The sequence below is a fragment of the Streptomyces sp. NPDC055254 genome (genome assembly GCF_053606025.1).
Map to the genome: position 1 here is coordinate 59,785 of NZ_JBSGQV010000008.1, position 15,386 is coordinate 75,170.

A 15,386-nucleotide genomic window follows, 5' to 3' on the forward strand; every position below is an offset into this window, starting at 1 on the left:
TGAACTGATCACAGCGAGGTCACTAAGGTCTGCTCAAACCTTCGTGCGGTAGATCACTCATTCGGGGTGGCAGCGAAGGTGCTGCCGAGTTGCGTTCCTCGGCGGCTCCAGGAAGAAGGAGCTCGCCTTCGTGGCGTCCCACCGTCGACCCAAGCAGCCGAACCGTGCGCGCCTGACCGTCCTGACCGCGACCGCGGCGGCGGCCGTCGCCCTCTCCGCCCAGGGAGCCAGTGCCGCGCCGGCCAAGCCCGGCAAGGACGAGGTCAAGGCTCAGGTCGACGCGCTCTACGAAGAGGCGGAGCAGGCCACCGAGAAGTACAACGGGGCCGAGGAGCGCCAGGAGAAGCTCGAAAAGGAGATCGGGCAGCTCCAGGACCAGGTGGCGCGCGGCCAGGGCGACCTCAACGAGCTGCGCAGCACGCTCGGTTCGATGGCCAGTGCCCAGTACCGCAACGGCGGCATCGACCAGTCCCTCGCGCTGTTCCTCTCCGAGGACCCCGACAGCTACCTCGAAAAGGCCTCCTCGCTGGAGCACTTGAGCGGCAAGCAGGTCGAGGCGGTCCAGAAGATCCAGGCCAAGCAGCGCAGCCTCGCGCAGCAGCGCCAGGAGGCCGCAGGCAAGCTCGCGGACCTGGACGCCACCCGCAAGGAGCTCGGCGAGAAGAAGAAGCTCTCGAAGGAGAAGCTCGCCCAGGCCCAGGCCCTGCTCAACTCCCTGACCGCGGCGGAGCGGGCGCAGCTCAAGGACGAGGAGGCGCGCGCCAGCCGCGCCGACGGCCAGCGCGTCGACCTCGGCAACGAGACGGCCTCCGGCCGCGCCGGCGCCGCCCTCGCGGCCGCCAAGACCAAGGTCGGCAGCGCGTACATCTCCGGCAACGAGGGCCCCAACTCCTTCGACTGCTCCGGGCTGACCCAGTGGGCCTACAAGCAGGCCGGCATCGGGATCACCCGTACCACCTGGACCCAGGCCAAGGAGGGCACCCGGATCAGCCGGAGCCAGCTCCAGCCCGGTGACCTCGTCTTCTTCTACGGGGACCTGCACCACGTCGGCCTGTACGCGGGCAACAACATGACGCTGCACGCCGCCAACCCGCGCGGTGGCGTCAAGTACGAGTCGATGGACAACATGCCGTTCCAGTTCGGCGTCCGCATCTAGTCGCCTCACTTCCCTTCCCCTCCCGTCCCTCCCGCCGTCGAGGCCCCGCCCGCGCCCCGTCGCCGGGGACGCGCCGCGCACCGCCCATCCGGGCGAATTCCGCGGCCGCCCTGTGACCGCACGCCCCGCCGGTGACCTGCGTCTCCTGCGGGGCGTCGTCGTGCGTGCCCGTCGGCGGTCGTTGGTCGGCGCCCGGTGGCGCCGCTACTGTCTGCCAGCGCGGAACCCGGCACACGGCCGTCCACGGGGGGCGGACCCGGGCCCCGCCCAGCGGAAGGGAGCGGTTTCACGTGGCGTCCCATCGCCGGTCCGGGCTCAGCGGCCCCGACTGGAGCACGAAGGTCACCGTCCTCACCGCCGCCGCGGCCTCCGCCGCCGTCGCCATGGTCGGGGCGCCCGCGAGCGCCGCCCCCGGACTGCCGTACGAGCCCGGCGCCGGGACCACGTCCCAGGCCCGGGCCCAGGTCGACCGGCTCTTCGAGGAGGCCGAGCAGGCCACCGAGCGCTTCAACGAGGCGGGCGAGAAGGCCGACCGGCTGCGCACCGAGATCAGCCGGGCCCAGGACGTGGTGGCACGCGGCCAGGAGCGCATCAACACCATGCGGGGCCTGCTCGGCACCTTCGCCGGCGCCCAGTACCGCAGCGGGGGCATCGACCCCGCCGTCGGCCTGATGCTGTCCGACAACCCCGACGACTACCTCGACCGGGCCGCCGTCCTGGACCGGTTGACCGGCCGTCAGGCCGACATGCTGGACGCCCTGCGCGAGGAGCAGCGCCGGCTCGGCCAGGAGCGCCGGGAGGCCTACCGCAAACTCGCCGATCTGGAGGACCTGCGCGCCGACGTGGCCCGCCACAAGCGGGCCGTCACGGCGAAGCTGGCGGCGGCCCGGCGGCTGCTGAACGCCATGTCGTCCGAGGAGCGGGCCGCGTTCGAGCGCGCCTCGCGCTCCGGCGGCCGCGCCGACGGCCTGCCCGAGCTGCCCGCCGACGGCTCGGCCGGTCCCTCGTCCGGGCGGGCCGCGACCGCCGTGATGGCGGCCCGCGCGGCCGTCGGCCGGCCGTACGTATGGGGTTCCACCGGGCCGTCCGGCTTCGACTGCTCGGGTCTGATGGTCTGGTCCTACCGGCAGGCGGGTGTCGCCCTGCCCCGCACCTCGCAGGCCCAGCGGTACGCGGGCCGCCGGGTCCCGCTGTCGCAGGCGCGGCCGGGCGACCTGGTGACGTACCGGTCGGACGCCAGCCACGTCGGCATGTACGTGGGCAACGGCCAGGTGGTCCACGCCCCGTACCCGGGCGCCCGGGTCCGCTACGACCCCGTCGGCATGATGCCGGTGTCGTCGGTGACCCGCCCCTGACCCCTTCCCCTACCGTTCCCGGCCGGCCCCCCGCCCGCGCGGGCTGCGTACGATCGGCGGATGCCCCCGGTTCGTCGTCCCGTACGTGTGCTGCCGCTCCTGCTGTGCGTCCTGCTGGCCGGGTGCGGTGCGCCGCCGGACGGGGACGCGGAGCGGGACGTGCGCCGGGCCGTGGCCGACTGGTCTCGGGTGCCGCCGGAGAAGCTCGCCGAGGTCCCCGTCGAGGACTGGTCCTACCGGGTCTCCTCGGTGCGGCGGGACGGCGCCGCCCGGGCCGTCGTACGGGCGGAGCTGCGCTACCGGCTGGCCGGGTACGACACCGCGCCGGACGGATCGGCGCGCGAGCTCGAACTGGCCCGGGACGGCGGGAGCTGGCGGGTCCGGGCCGACCGGCCCGCCCCGGGGGCGCGGCCGCAGCTGTGGGACCAGGGGCCGGTGACCGCGGTCCGGGGTGCGCGGGCGCTGGTGCTGGGGGGCGCCGGGCAGAGCGCCGGGACGCTGTCCGGGATCGCCGCCGAGGCCGACCGGGCGGTGCCGGCGGCCGGCGCGGCCTGGCCCGGGCCGTGGGCGGGCCGGGTGGTGGTGCTCGTACCCGGCTCCCTGGACCGGATGGCCGAGCTGCTGGGCCGGCCCGCCGACGCGTACCGGGGGCTGGGAGCCGTCACCACCGGCCGGGTGGGGGCGGGCCCGGCCCCCGCCGACCGGGTCGTGATCAATCCGGAGGGGTACGCGGAGCTGAGCGGGGCGGGCCGGCGCGTCATCCTGACCCACGAGGTCACCCACGTGGCCACCCGGGCGGCGACCTCCGCCACGACCCCGCTGTGGCTCTCCGAGGGCTTCGCGGACTGGGCGGCGTACCGGGGCACCTCCACCCCGGCCGAGCGGGCGGCCCCGGCGCTGGCCCGGGCCGTGCGCCGGGGCGAGGTGCCGGGGGAGCTGCCCCGGACCGAGGCCTTCGACTTCGGCGGCGACCCCGAGGCGACGGCTCGCGCGTACGAAGGCGCATGGCTGGCCTGCCGGCTGATCGCCGAGCGGTGGGGGGAGGCGGCGCTGGTCGACCTGTACGGGCGGGCGGGCCGCCGCCCGTGGCCGGCGGCGCTCGCGGACGCGCTCGGGGTGGACGAGGCGGAGCTGACGCGGGCCTGGCGGCAGGACCTGGCCGCGGAGCTGGGCGGGACGCGCTGACGGGCGCCCGCGGGGCGACGCGACCGACCTGCGGGCGCGGGTCGTCCGGTACTGTCGGCAGGCGATGCACAAGACGCTGATCGTGACCAACGACTTCCCGCCGCGACCGGGCGGCATCCAGGCCTTCCTGCACAACATGGCGCTACGGCTGGATCCCGACCGGATCGTCGTCTACGCCTCCACCTGGAAGCACGGGGCGGAGGGCCGCGAGGCCACCGCCGCCTTCGACGCCGAGCAGCCGTTCCAGGTCGTCCGCGACCGGTCGACGATGCTGCTTCCGACGCCGCGGGTGACGCGCCGGGCGGTGGGCCTGCTGCGCGAACACGGCTGCGAGTCGGTGTGGTTCGGGGCGGCGGCCCCGCTCGGCCTGATGGGTCCGGCGCTGCGGCGCGCTGGCGCGCGGCGCCTGGTCGCGACCACGCACGGGCACGAGGCGGGCTGGGCCCAACTGCCCGCCGCGCGGCAGCTGCTGCGGCGGATCGGCGAGGGCACGGACACCCTGACCTACCTGGGGGAGTACACGCGCTCGCGGATCGCCTCGGCGGTCACGGACCGCGCTGCGGCGCGGATGGCCCACCTCCCGCCGGGCGTGGACGAGAAGACCTTCCACCCGGAATCGGGCGGGGCGCAGGTCCGGGCCCGGCTCGGGCTGACCGACCGGCCGGTGGTCGTCTGTGTGTCCCGGCTGGTGCCGCGCAAGGGCCAGGACACCCTGATCGAGGCGATGCCGCGGATCCTGGCGGTGGTGCCGGACGCGGTCCTGCTGATCGTCGGGGGCGGGCCGTACGAGGCGGACCTGCGCGCGCTGGCCGTCACGACCGGCGTCGCGGACTCCGTCGTCTTCACCGGTGCGGTCCCGTGGGCCGAACTCCCCGCCCACTACGGGGCGGGCGACGTCTTCGCGATGCCGTGCCGGACCAGGCGGGGCGGGTTGGACGTCGAGGGGCTCGGCATCGTGTACCTGGAGGCCTCGGCCACGGGGCTGCCGGTGGTCGCCGGCGACTCGGGCGGGGCGCCGGACGCGGTCCTGGACGGCGAGACGGGTTGGGTGGTCCGCGGCGGGTCCGCCGAGGACGCGGCGGACCGGATCACGGCCCTGCTCCAGGACCCCGCGCTGCGCGCCCGGATGGGCGAGCGCGGGCGGGCCTGGGTCGAGGAGAAGTGGCGCTGGGACCTCCTGGCGGACAGGCTGCGCGAGCTGCTCTGACGGCCGGGCGCGCCATGTCCGACTGTCACTCGGATGTCTGGCGGTACCGGGTATGGGGGGAACGGCGGGTTCCGCCCATGATGCGACCATGACACCAAACCTGACGCGCCGTCACCTTCTGGGCCTCGGCGCCCTGCAGACCGCCGCCGCGCTCGGCTTCACCCGGATCGGAGCATCCTCCGCCGCCGCCGTGGAGCCCGCCGCCGCGCACTACGCCCCCGCCATCGTCGTCGGCTCCGGCTACGGCGCCGCCGTCGCCGCCCTGCGGCTCGGGCAGGCCGGCGTACGTACCGTCGTCCTGGAGATGGGACGGCTCTGGGACACCGCCGGCCCCGACGGCAAGGTCTTCCCCAGCACCTCCGCACCCGACCACCGGTCCATGTGGTTCCGCGAGCGCACCGAGGCCCCGCTCGCCCAGTTCCTCTGGCTCGACGTGGTCAACCGCGACATCAGCCCGTACCCCGGCGTCCTGGACCGGGTGAACTACGGGGACATGTCCGTCTACGTGGGGCGCGGGGTCGGCGGCGGGTCCCTCGTCAACGGCGGCATGGCACCCACGCCCCGGCGCTCGTACTTCTCCGAGGTGCTGCCCCAGGTCGACGCCGACGAGATGTACGGCACCTACTACCCGCGCGCCCGCGCCATGCTCGGGGTCAACGACATCGACCCGGCCTGGTTCGAGTCCACGCCGTGGTACCGCTTCGCCCGGATCTCCCGCCGGCACGCCCACCGCACCGGCCTGAAGACCGTGTTCGTCCCCAACGTCTACGACTTCGCGCACATGAAGCGCGAGGCGGCCGGCACCGCCCCGAGATCGGCCCTCGCCGGGGAGGTCATCTACGGCAACAACCACGGGAAGAAGAGCGTCGACAAGACCTATCTCGCCGCCGCCCTCGGCACCGGGAACGTCACCATCGAGACCATGCAGCGCGTGGTCGGCGTACGGCAGGACCCGGCCGGCGGCTACGTCCTGACCGTGCGGACCAGCGATCTGACCGGACGGGTCACGCGGACCCGGGAACTGGGCTGCCGGGAGCTCTTCCTGGGGGCCGGGAGCCTGGGGACCACCGAGATCCTGCTCCGGGCGCGCGAGACCGGGACCCTCCCCGCGCTCAGCGGCGAGATCGGCCTCGGCTGGGGGCCCAACGGCAATGTCATGACGGCCCGCGCCAACCACCTCTGGGACACCGTCGGCGCCCACCAGGCCACCATGCCGGCCCTGGGCATCGACGACTGGGACAACGCCACGAACCCGGTGTTCGCCGAGATCGCCCCGCTGCCCATGGGCATCGAGCACTGGATCTCGCTGTACCTGGCCATCACCAAGAACCCGGAGCGCGGCCACTTCAGCTACGACGCCGCGACCGACTCGGCCCGCCTGAACTGGCGGCGCGAGCAGAACGCGGCGTCGGTCGACGCGGCCAGGAACCTCTTCGACCGGATCAACCGGCGCAACTTCACGATCTACCGGTACGACCTCTTCGGCGGCAACCGGGCCTTCGCCGACGACTTCACCTACCACCCGCTCGGCGGCTGCGTCCTCGGCGAGGCCACCGACGCGTACGGCCGGGTCAAGGGCCACCCGGGGCTCTACGTGGTCGACGGCTCGCTGATTCCCGGCTCCCTCGGAGTGAACCCGTTCGTCACCATCACCGCCCTCGCGGAGCGGAACACGGCCCGGATCCTCACCGACCCGCGCTGATCGCGGCGCGGACGCCCGCGGGCACCCGCATCCGCGCCGGCCTCCGGCTCAGCCCTGGTACAGCGCCTCGATCTCGTCCGCGAAGTCCTTCGCCACCACGGTGCGCTTGAGCTTCAGCGACGGCGTGATGTGGCCCGACTCCTCCGTGAACTGGGAGGGAAGAATGCGGAATTTCCGCACCGATTCCGCCTTGGAAACCGCCGCGTTGCCGTCGTCGACGGCCTTCTGGACGGCGGCGAGCAGCTCCGCGTCCTCGCGCAGCCCGGCCGCCGTCACGCCGGCCGGCTTGCCGTTCTCCGCGGCCCACCGGCCGAGGAACTCCTCGTCGATGGTGACCAGCGCGGCCACGAAGGGCCGTCCGTCGCCGACGACCATGCACTCGGCGACCAGCGCGTGCGCCCGGATCCGGTCCTCGATCACGGCGGGGGCGACGTTCTTGCCGCCGGCCGTGACGATGATCTCCTTCTTGCGCCCGGTGATCGCGAGGAAGCCGTCCTCGTCGAGGGTGCCGACGTCACCGGTGTGGAACCAGCCGTCGGTCAGCGCATCGGCGGTCGCCGTCTCGTTCTGCCAGTAGCCGGCGAAGACGTGCTCGCCGTGCAGCAGCACCTCGCCGTCGTCGGCGATGCGCACCACGGAGCCCGGGAGCGGCTGGCCGACCGTACCGATCTTCTGCTTGTCCCACGGGTTGAAGGCCGTCGCCGCGCACGACTCCGTCAGGCCGTAGCCCTCCAGCACCGTGAAGCCGATGCCGCGGAAGAAGTGCCCGAGCCGCTCGCCCAGCGGCGCGCCGCCGGAGATCGCGTACTCGCCGCGCCCGCCGAGGACGGCGTGCAGCTTGCTGTAGACCAGCTTGGTGAAGAGCTTGTGCTTGAGCCTCAGCCCGAAGGACGGCCCGCGCGGGGTGTCCAGCGCCCGGCTGTACGCGATGGCGGTCTCGGCCGCCGCGTCGAAGATCTTGCCCTTGCCGTCGGCCTGCGCCTTGGCGCGCGCCGAGTTGTAGACCTTCTCGAAGACGCGCGGCACGCCGAGGATCAGCGTCGGGCGGAAGGACTGCAGCTCGTCGGTGAGGTTCTTGATGTCCGGTACGCAGCCCAGGCGGATCGGCGCCAGCACGGCCGCCACCTCCACCAGGCGCCCGAAGACGTGGGCGGCGGGGAGGAAGAGCAGCACGGAGCACTCGCCGGTGCGGAACAGCGGGCGCAGGCGCTCCACGACGTTGCCGCACTCGGCGAAGAAGTTGCGGTGGGTCAGCACGCAGCCCTTGGGGCGGCCGGTGGTGCCCGAGGTGTAGACGATGGTGGCCGGGTCGTCGGCGTTGGCCAGGGCGCTGCGCGCGTCGACCTCGGCGTCGGTGATCGCGGCGCCGGCGGCCTTCAGCGCCTCCAGGGCGCCCTGCTCGATCTCCCAGACCTCGCGCAGCTCCGGCAGCCGGTCGCGCAGCGAGGCCACGGCGGCGCCGTGCCCGGGGCTCTCGACGATCACGGCGACGGCGCCGGAGTCGCCGAGGATCCACTGGATCTGCTCGGGGGAGCTGGTCTCGTACACGGGGACGGTCACGCCGCCCGCGCTCCAGATCGCGAAGTCGAACAGCACCCACTCGTAGCGGGTGCGGGAGATCAGGGCGACCCGGTCGCCGGGGCGGACGCCGGTCGCGACCAGGCCCTTGGCCGCGGCCCGGACCTCGGCGAGGAACTCGGTCGCGGTCACGTCCTGCCAGCGGCCGTCGACCTTGCGGCTCATGACGGCCGTGTCGGGATGCTGAGCGGCGTTGCGGCGGATGAGATCCGTCAGGTTCCCGTCCGACGGGACCTCGTACAGGGCCGGAAGGCTGAACTCGCGCAAGACTGCTGCTCCTCTGGGCGCCATCGCCACCGTGTGGACCGACCGGACGTTACCCACCGGTAGTGGGTTCCCGATAGAGGGAACCGGCCAGATGTTCCGTGCGTCACATTCTGTACACCGCGCTACATCGGCCAGGCAGGCCATACCGTGCCGACACTAGTCGACCCCCTCGGAGACTCGGAAGTAACCGCAGGTCCGGCCACCTCCGCCGACCCCTCTGTCCGCGGCCCCCGGGCACCCCTAGGGTTGGCCGCATGGGTGGCATCATGCGGGGCGGGCGTTTCGGCGGGGCGAGCGGAACGAGCCGCACACGGGTACACGTGGTGAGCGACGTGCACGGCAACGCGGAGGCCCTCGCCCGGGCGGGGGACGGCGCCGACGCGCTGATCTGCCTCGGCGACCTGGTGCTCTTCCTCGACTACGCCGACCACTCGCGCGGGATCTTCCCCGACCTGTTCGGCGTGGAGAACGCCCACCGGATCGTCGAGCTGCGCACCGCGCGCCGCTTCGAGGAGGCCCGCACCCTCGGTCGCGAGCTGTGGGCGGGCCTCGACCGGGAACGCATGATCGAAGAGGCGGTCCGGCGGCAGTACGCGCAGATGTTCGCCGCCTTCCCCGCGCCCACGTACGCCACGTACGGCAATGTCGACATCCCGCGTCTGTGGCCGGAGTACGCCGACCGTCCCGGCCTCACCGTCCTCGACGGGGAGCGGGTGGAGATCGGCGGCCGGGTCTTCGGCTTCGTGGGCGGCGGACTCCCCTCGCCCATGCGGACCCCCCACGAGGTGGACGTGGAGGAGTACGCGGCCAAGGTGGAGGCGCTGGGCGAGGTCGACGTGCTCTGCTCGCACATCCCGCCCGAGGTGCCGGAGCTCTGCTACGACACGGTCGCGCGCCGGTTCGAGCGGGGCAGCGAGGCCCTGCTCGCGGCGATCCGCCGCACCCGGCCCCGGTACGCCCTGTTCGGGCACGTGCACCAGCCGCTGGCGCGGCGGATGCGGATCGGGGGCACGGAGTGCGTGAACGTCGGCCACTTCGCCGCCACGGGCCGGCCGTGGGCGCTGGAGTGGTGAGCGGGGCGCCCCCGGCCGCCGCCCGCGGCCCGCGGCGGGAGCCGTTGGAGTGGTCGCGTCCGCACGCGCGGTAGCCTTCACGCGGCGGCCCCAGGCCGCACACTTCCTCGAACACTCCCCGGAGGAGCGACCGCGATGGCGGAACACACCAGCTCAAGCATCACGATCGAGGCCGCGCCGGCCGACGTGATGGCCGTGATCGCCGACTTCGTCCGCTACCCCGAGTGGACCGGCGAGGTGAAGGAGGCCGAGGTGCTGTCCACCGGCGCCGACGGGCGCGCGGAGAAGGTGCGGCTGCTGCTCGACGCGGGCGCCATCAAGGACGACCACACCCTCGCCTACACCTGGAAGGGCGCGGACGAGGTCAGCTGGACCCTGGACAAGTCGCAGATGCTCCGCCAGCTGGACGGCTCCTACCGGCTGGCCCCCGTGGACGGCGGGGCGCGCACCGAGGTCACCTACCAGCTGACCGTGGACGTCAAGATCCCGATGCTCGGCATGATCAAGCGCAAGGCGGAGAAGGTCATCATCGACCGCGCGCTGGCCGGCTTGAAGAAGCGCGTCGAATCCACCTGATCCCCCGAGGGGTGCCGAGCGCCCCGCGGGGCGGCCCGGTGACCGGGGCCCGGCACCGGCCGGCCGGGACGCGGAGGCCCGGCGGGCGGGAGCCCACCGGGACCGGCCTCGCCCCGTCGGGGGACCGGTGGCGGACGACATCGAACGCGGAGTACTGGCAACCATGCGCATCCTGCTGATCACCGGCCCCGGCGGGGCCGGACGCACCGTCGTGGCCGCCGCCACCGCGCGCGCCGCGGCGCGGACCGGGCTGCGGGTGCTGCTGCTGTCCGCCGACGCCGACGCCGACGGCCCGTCGGCCGCCCGGGGCGAGCCGGTGGAAGAGGCCGCCGTCGACGCCGCGCCCGGGCTGCGGGCCGTGCCCGCGGCCGGCGGGTATCGGGTGGCCCGAGTGGACTCCGGCGAGGAGTTCCGGGAGGAACTCGTCGCCCTCCAGGAGCGCGGATCCGCCCTCCTCGGCATGGTCGGGGCCCGCCCCCTCGCCGCCGAGGAGTTCACCGAGCTGCCCGGCGCCGAGCAGTTCGCGCTGCTGCGCGCCCTGCGGCGGGCCGCCGCCGCCCCCGCGACCGACCTCGTCGTCGTCGACATGCCCCCGTTCCGGCAGAGCCTGGCCACCCTCGCGCTGCCCGCGCAGCTGCGCCGCTACCTGTCCCGACTGCTGCCGCCCGAGCGGCAGGCCGCCCGCGCCCTGCGCCCCGTACTGGCCCAGCTGGCCGGCGTGCCCATGCCCGCGCAGTGGCTGTACGAGGCCGCCGCCCGCTGGGACGAGGAGCTCGCCGCCGTCCAGGCCGTCGTCGAGTCCGGCTCCACCGAGGTACGACTGGTGGCCGAGCCGGGACCGGCCGCCGCCGACGCGGTCCGGACGGCTCGGCTCGGCTTCGCCCTCCAGCAGCTGCCCGTCTCGGGCCTCGTCGCCAACCGGCTCTTCCCCCAGGGAACCCCCGACCCCTGGCTCGCCGGGCTCGCCGCCGAGCAGGAGAAGTACGCCGCCGAGTGGGCCGGCGAGCTCCCGGTGAGCCGGCTCGCGCACCTGGGCCGTTCGCCGCAAGGCTCCCAGGACCTGGACCGGCTCGCCGACACCGACGGGCTGCTCCCCGCCGCTCCCGTGTCCCGCCCCGTCTGGGCCGTCGAGGACCGCCTCGCCGCGGACGGGGTCCTCGTCTGGGTCGTGCCCCTGCCCGGCGCCCGCAAGCGCGACCTCGACCTGGTCCGCCGCGGTGACGAACTGCTGCTCACGGCCGGACCCTGCCGCAGGATCGTTCCGCTGCCCGCCGCGCTGCGCCGCTGCACCGTCTCCGGCGCCGCCCTGGCCGCGGGTGAGCTCCGGATCCGCTTCACCCCGGACCCGGGTCAGTGGCCCCGTACGCCCCGCGTCGCCGGCTGAGGCCCCGTACCACCGTTCGGGTACCGTCGAAGGTATCCAGTACCTCCGCCCAGCAGCCGCCGCAGGAGAGTCCGCAATGAGCGAGGCCACCGACCGTCCCACCGACGACGACGCCTGGGCCAGGGCCTGCGCCGAGGACCTCGCCGCCGAGAAGGAACGCCTGCGCGGGGAGGGGGCGGGCGGCGCCGGGAGCACCGGCACCGCCGCCGAGGAGCTGTTCAGGCTGTTCGAAACCGTCGCGGACAAGGTCTCGGGCCTCGGCAACCCGCTCCTCGGCGCGGCGGCCCAGGGCGCCGTACGCCAGTTCGTCAACCAGGCGAAGACCGCCGCCAAGCCCGTCGTCGAGCGCAACCCCGAGGTCTTCGACCACCTCGCCGCCGCCGGCTCCGAGCTGCTCGCCGCGTACCGCTCGGCCGTCGAGGGCCACGAGCGCCGCTGGACGCGCGACGAGCCCCCGGCTCCCCGGCGGGAGCAGACCCGACCGAAGGAACGCCAGGACCGGGACCCCCGTGACGAGGGCCCCGAAGAGGGTCCCGGCGAGCGGATCGATCTCGACTGAACCCGCGCCGCCCTCGGGTACCGTTGGCCGTGGCGGGGTTTGACCGGAAACCGAGGGACTAATGGGACTCACCATCGGCGTCGACATCGGCGGCACGAAGATCGCGGCCGGCGTGGTCGACGAAGAGGGCACCATCCTTGAGACGTACAAGGTGCCCACCCCGCCGACCGCGGACGGGGTGACGGACGCGATCTGCGCGGCCGTGTCCGAGGTCAGCAGCAGCCACACCATCGACGCCGTCGGCATCGGCGCCGCCGGGTACGTGGACGACAAGCGCGCGACCGTGCTCTTCGCGCCCAACATCAACTGGCGCCACGAGCCGCTCAAGGACAAGGTCGAGCAGCGCATCGGGCTGCCGGTCGTCGTCGAGAACGACGCGAACTGCGCGGCCTGGGGCGAGTACCGCTTCGGCGCCGGCCAGGGCCACGAGGACGTCATCTGCATCACGCTCGGCACGGGCCTGGGCGGCGGCATCATCATCGGGAACAAGCTGCGCCGCGGGCGCTTCGGCGTCGCCGCCGAGTTCGGCCACATCCGCGTCGTGCCCGACGGCCTGCTGTGCGGCTGCGGCAGCCAGGGCTGCTGGGAGCAGTACGCCTCCGGGCGCGCGCTCGTCCGGTACGCGAAGCAGCGCGCGAACGCCACCCCCGAGAACGCGGCGATCCTGCTGGCGCTCGGCGACGGCACCCCCGAGGGCATCGAGGGCAAGCACATCAGCCAGGCCGCCCGGCAGGGCGACCTCGTGGCCGTCGACTCCTTCCGCGAACTGGCCCGCTGGGCCGGCGCCGGCCTGGCCGACCTGGCCTCGCTCTTCGACCCGTCCGCGTTCATCGTCGGCGGCGGCGTCTCGGACGAGGGCGACCTGGTCCTCGACCCGATCCGCAAGTCCTTCAAGCGCTGGCTGATCGGCGGCGCCTGGCGGCCGCACGCGCAGGTCCTCGCCGCCCAGCTCGGCGGCAAGGCCGGTCTCGTCGGCGCGGCGGACCTGGCACGCCAGGGCTGACCGCCGTCCCGTTTCTGCCCGGCCGCCCGCCGCGCCCCTTGGGGGAGCGGCGGGCAGCTGCGTATGTTGCGGGCATGGACCAGCTGCCCTCGCTGCCGAAGTCTCGTACGGAGCCCGACGGTTCCGCCGTGATCCGGGTGCTCAGCTACAACATCCGCTCGATGCGCGACGACGAGGAGGCGCTGGCCCGGGTCATCCGGGCCTGTGCGCCGGACCTGGTCTTCGCCCAGGAGGCGCCGAGGTTCTTCCGGTGGCGCAAACACGCGGCGCGGCTGGCCGCCAAGACCGACCTGGTGGTGCTGGGCGGGGGCGCGACGGCCTGCGGACCGCTGCTGCTGTGCTCGCTGCGCACGTTCGTGGAACGGACGCAGGACGTGCTGCTGCCGCGCACCCCCGGCCTGCACCGGCGGGGCTTCGCCACTGCGGTGGTCCGGATCGGGGCGGCGCGGATCGGGCTGGTCTGCGCGCACCTGTCGCTCCAGCGGGAGGAGCGGGAGGCCCAGGCGGGCCTGCTGCTGGAGCGGCTGGCCGCGCTGGGCGCCCCGTACGGGATCGCGGCCGGCGACATGAACGAGGGCCCGGACGGCCCGGCCTACGGGCGGCTGGTGGGCGCGCTCCAGGACTGCGGGGCGGTGGCGCCGTGGGGCGGGGGGCCGACGTTTCCGGCGGCGGCGCCGGACCGCCGCATCGACGCGGTGTTCGCCACGGCAGGGGTGGAGGTGCTGGCCTGCGGCGTCCCCGTGGGACTGCCGGGCGTGACCCCCGAGGACCTGTCCGCGGCCACGGACCACCTCCCGGTCCTGGCCGCCCTCCGCCTCCCGTCCACGCCGTAGCCCCCGCCCGGCCGGCGACCGGGGCGCGGGGCCGCGGTCAGACGACGGCGCCGCGCCCCGGATCGTCGTCCTCGTCCTCGTCGTGCGACATCCGCGCCACCAGCGTGGCGAAGCCGCCCAGGAAGCCGCCGATGCCCAGCGTCGTCAGCCACCAGGTCATCTCCCACTGGAACAGCACCGCCAGCAACAGCAGCACCGGCCCGCCCACCACCGCGAGCCACGCGAACTTCGCCGTCGTGTCCGCCGGCGGCAGCTCCGGCTCCGGCGGGACGAAGTGGCCCTCCTCCGCCGGAGTCAGGTCGTCGTCCCCCGGCTCGGCCAGCGAGTGGTCACGCGGGCCCGCCATGGCGCCCGCGCCGACGCCCACCCCGGGGGCGAACACCACCGAACCGCCGAGCGTCTTCGGCGGCTCGCCGGCCGGCCCCCGGTCCGGCTCCGGTCCCTTCCCCGCCCCCGGCCCGGCCTCCGGCCCCTTCTCCGCCACCGGCCCGGCCTCCGCCACCGGCTCCGCGGGCACCGGCTCCGCGGGCAGCGGCTTCACGTCCTCCTCCGGCAGCAGCAGGTTCTCGATCGGCCGGAACGGCCGCGACCCCGGCGGGTCCGGCGGCTCCTGCCCGTACCCGGCGACGATCGCCGCCCACGCCGCTTCCTCGTCCAGCGGCGGAACCCCGCCCGACTGCTCCTCGTGCTCAGCCACCCGCCTGCGCCCCCTCCCTGCCCACGCTCTCCGCCAGTCGGCCGACGAACGCATAGCTGTCCGCGAAGATCCGCTCCGCGTCATGGTCCAACGTCGCGACGTGGTAGCTCTGTTCCAGCAGGGTCTCGGTGACGTCCGTCGACGAGACCCGCGCCAGGATCCGCGCGGAGTCGACGGGCGGTACGACGTGGTCCTGCGGGCTGTGCAGCAGCAGGAGGGGCTGCGTGACCTGCGGCAGGTCGGCGTCCACCATGCGCAGGAACGTGCGCAGCGAGTGCGCGGCCCGGGTCGGGACCCGGTCGTAGCCGACCTCCTCCGAGCCCGGCTTCGCGATGTCGCTGGCGATGCCCGGCGTCGAGCGGATGAAGTGCTTGGCCACCGGAAGGGCCACGGCCATCGGGTCGTGCAGTTTGTTGGCCGGGTTGACCAGGACGATGCCGCGGACGGAGTCGCCGTGCTTGGCCGCCAGCCGCAGGGTCAGCGCGCCGCCCATGGACAGCCCGAAGACGAACACCTGCTCGCAGCGGTCCAGCAGCTCCCGCAGCGCGCGGTCGACCTCGGCGTACCAGTCCTGCCAGCCCGTGAGCTGCATGTCCTGCCAGCGCGTCCCGTGGCCGGGCAGCAGCGGCAGCGACACGGTCAACCCGCGCCCGGCGAGATACTCGGCCCAGGGGCGCAGGGACTGCGGCGAACCGGTGAAGCCGTGGCAGAGGAGGACGCCGACCTCTCCGCCCTCGTGGCGGAACGGCTCTGCTCCAGGGAGGACGGGCACCAGGGTCTCCTTGATCATGACGTACGCCGGGTGGGTGCG

The 15,386-nt window shown here is 74.3% G+C and carries 14 protein-coding genes; 11 read left to right on the plus strand and 3 right to left on the minus strand.

Translation table 11 applies throughout. From position 1 onward, the window contains the following. The first annotated feature begins 130 nt into the window (after window positions 1–130). From ACWFQ8_RS11155 to ACWFQ8_RS11175, 5 genes are all read left to right on the plus strand, one after another. The gene (locus tag ACWFQ8_RS11155; protein WP_453785910.1) at window positions 131–1,156 is read left to right on the plus strand and encodes an NlpC/P60 family protein; all 1,026 of its coding nucleotides are present in this window, start codon (window positions 131–133) and stop codon (window positions 1,154–1,156) included. Window positions 1,157–1,446: 290 nt separating this feature from the next. Beyond that, window positions 1,447–2,511: an NlpC/P60 family protein gene (locus tag ACWFQ8_RS11160; RefSeq protein ID WP_453785911.1), complete on the plus strand. Its 1,065-nt coding sequence runs from the start codon at window positions 1,447–1,449 to the stop codon at window positions 2,509–2,511. Between the two features lie 60 nt (window positions 2,512–2,571). Further along, the gene (locus ACWFQ8_RS11165) at window positions 2,572–3,696 is read left to right on the plus strand and encodes a hypothetical protein (protein WP_453785912.1); all 1,125 of its coding nucleotides are present in this window, start codon (window positions 2,572–2,574) and stop codon (window positions 3,694–3,696) included. 64 nt (window positions 3,697–3,760) lie between these two features. After that, a complete protein-coding gene (locus tag ACWFQ8_RS11170; protein WP_453785913.1) occupies window positions 3,761–4,903 on the plus strand; it encodes a glycosyltransferase family 4 protein in 1,143 nt (380 codons plus the stop codon). 88 nt (window positions 4,904–4,991) lie between these two features. Next, window positions 4,992–6,605, plus strand: a complete 1,614-nt coding sequence (locus ACWFQ8_RS11175) for a GMC oxidoreductase (protein ID WP_453785914.1) — start codon at window positions 4,992–4,994, stop codon at window positions 6,603–6,605. A 48-nt stretch (window positions 6,606–6,653) separates the two neighbouring features. On the opposite strand, the gene ACWFQ8_RS11180 is transcribed toward ACWFQ8_RS11175, so the two are convergent. Further along, a complete protein-coding gene (locus tag ACWFQ8_RS11180; protein ID WP_453785915.1) occupies window positions 6,654–8,450 on the minus strand; it encodes an AMP-dependent synthetase/ligase in 1,797 nt (598 codons plus the stop codon). A gap of 266 nt (window positions 8,451–8,716) precedes the next feature. On the opposite strand from ACWFQ8_RS11180, the gene ACWFQ8_RS11185 reads away from it, so the two are divergent. The 6 genes from ACWFQ8_RS11185 to ACWFQ8_RS11210 all read left to right on the plus strand — a co-directional run bounded on the left by ACWFQ8_RS11185 (window position 8,717) and on the right by ACWFQ8_RS11210 (window position 13,878). Further along, window positions 8,717–9,523, plus strand: a complete 807-nt coding sequence (locus ACWFQ8_RS11185; protein WP_453786044.1) for a metallophosphoesterase family protein — start codon at window positions 8,717–8,719, stop codon at window positions 9,521–9,523. A gap of 135 nt (window positions 9,524–9,658) precedes the next feature. After that, window positions 9,659–10,099 carry an SRPBCC family protein gene (locus ACWFQ8_RS11190; protein ID WP_453785916.1) on the plus strand — a complete coding sequence of 147 codons (441 nt, stop codon included), beginning with the start codon at window positions 9,659–9,661 and terminating at the stop codon, window positions 10,097–10,099. 163 nt (window positions 10,100–10,262) lie between these two features. Further along, window positions 10,263–11,483, plus strand: a complete 1,221-nt coding sequence (locus ACWFQ8_RS11195; RefSeq protein ID WP_453785917.1) for an ArsA family ATPase — start codon at window positions 10,263–10,265, stop codon at window positions 11,481–11,483. A gap of 76 nt (window positions 11,484–11,559) precedes the next feature. Further along, window positions 11,560–12,042 carry a DUF5304 domain-containing protein gene (locus ACWFQ8_RS11200; protein ID WP_453785918.1) on the plus strand — a complete coding sequence of 161 codons (483 nt, stop codon included), beginning with the start codon at window positions 11,560–11,562 and terminating at the stop codon, window positions 12,040–12,042. 61 nt (window positions 12,043–12,103) lie between these two features. Next, window positions 12,104–13,045, plus strand: a complete 942-nt coding sequence (locus ACWFQ8_RS11205) for an ROK family glucokinase (protein ID WP_453785919.1) — start codon at window positions 12,104–12,106, stop codon at window positions 13,043–13,045. 74 nt (window positions 13,046–13,119) lie between these two features. Further along, complete coding sequence (locus ACWFQ8_RS11210) at window positions 13,120–13,878, plus strand: endonuclease/exonuclease/phosphatase family protein (RefSeq protein WP_453785920.1); 759 nt, start codon at window positions 13,120–13,122, stop codon at window positions 13,876–13,878. A 37-nt stretch (window positions 13,879–13,915) separates the two neighbouring features. Here the strand turns inward: ACWFQ8_RS11210 and ACWFQ8_RS11215 are convergent, their stop codons facing one another. Next, the gene (locus ACWFQ8_RS11215; protein WP_453785921.1) at window positions 13,916–14,575 is read right to left on the minus strand and encodes a hypothetical protein; all 660 of its coding nucleotides are present in this window, start codon (window positions 14,573–14,575) and stop codon (window positions 13,916–13,918) included. Further along, window positions 14,568–15,347 (minus strand): alpha/beta hydrolase, encoded by a 780-nt coding sequence (locus ACWFQ8_RS11220; protein ID WP_453786045.1) that lies wholly within the window; start codon window positions 15,345–15,347, stop codon window positions 14,568–14,570. Before ACWFQ8_RS11220 ends, ACWFQ8_RS11215 begins: the two co-directional genes overlap by 8 nt. Between the last annotated feature and the right edge of the window lie 39 nt (window positions 15,348–15,386).

Coding starts and splice junctions, on each gene's coding strand:
- ACWFQ8_RS11205 (WP_453785919.1), top strand. CDS start 12,104: ATGGGACTCACCATCGGCGTCGACATCGGCGGCACGAAGATCGCGGCC.
- ACWFQ8_RS11190 (WP_453785916.1), top strand. CDS start 9,659: ATGGCGGAACACACCAGCTCAAGCATCACGATCGAGGCCGCGCCGGCC.
- ACWFQ8_RS11210 (WP_453785920.1), top strand. CDS start 13,120: ATGGACCAGCTGCCCTCGCTGCCGAAGTCTCGTACGGAGCCCGACGGT.
- ACWFQ8_RS11200 (WP_453785918.1), top strand. CDS start 11,560: ATGAGCGAGGCCACCGACCGTCCCACCGACGACGACGCCTGGGCCAGG.
- ACWFQ8_RS11170 (WP_453785913.1), top strand. CDS start 3,761: ATGCACAAGACGCTGATCGTGACCAACGACTTCCCGCCGCGACCGGGC.
- ACWFQ8_RS11165 (WP_453785912.1), top strand. CDS start 2,572: ATGCCCCCGGTTCGTCGTCCCGTACGTGTGCTGCCGCTCCTGCTGTGC.
- ACWFQ8_RS11185 (WP_453786044.1), top strand. CDS start 8,717: ATGCGGGGCGGGCGTTTCGGCGGGGCGAGCGGAACGAGCCGCACACGG.
- ACWFQ8_RS11195 (WP_453785917.1), top strand. CDS start 10,263: ATGCGCATCCTGCTGATCACCGGCCCCGGCGGGGCCGGACGCACCGTC.
- ACWFQ8_RS11175 (WP_453785914.1), top strand. CDS start 4,992: ATGACACCAAACCTGACGCGCCGTCACCTTCTGGGCCTCGGCGCCCTG.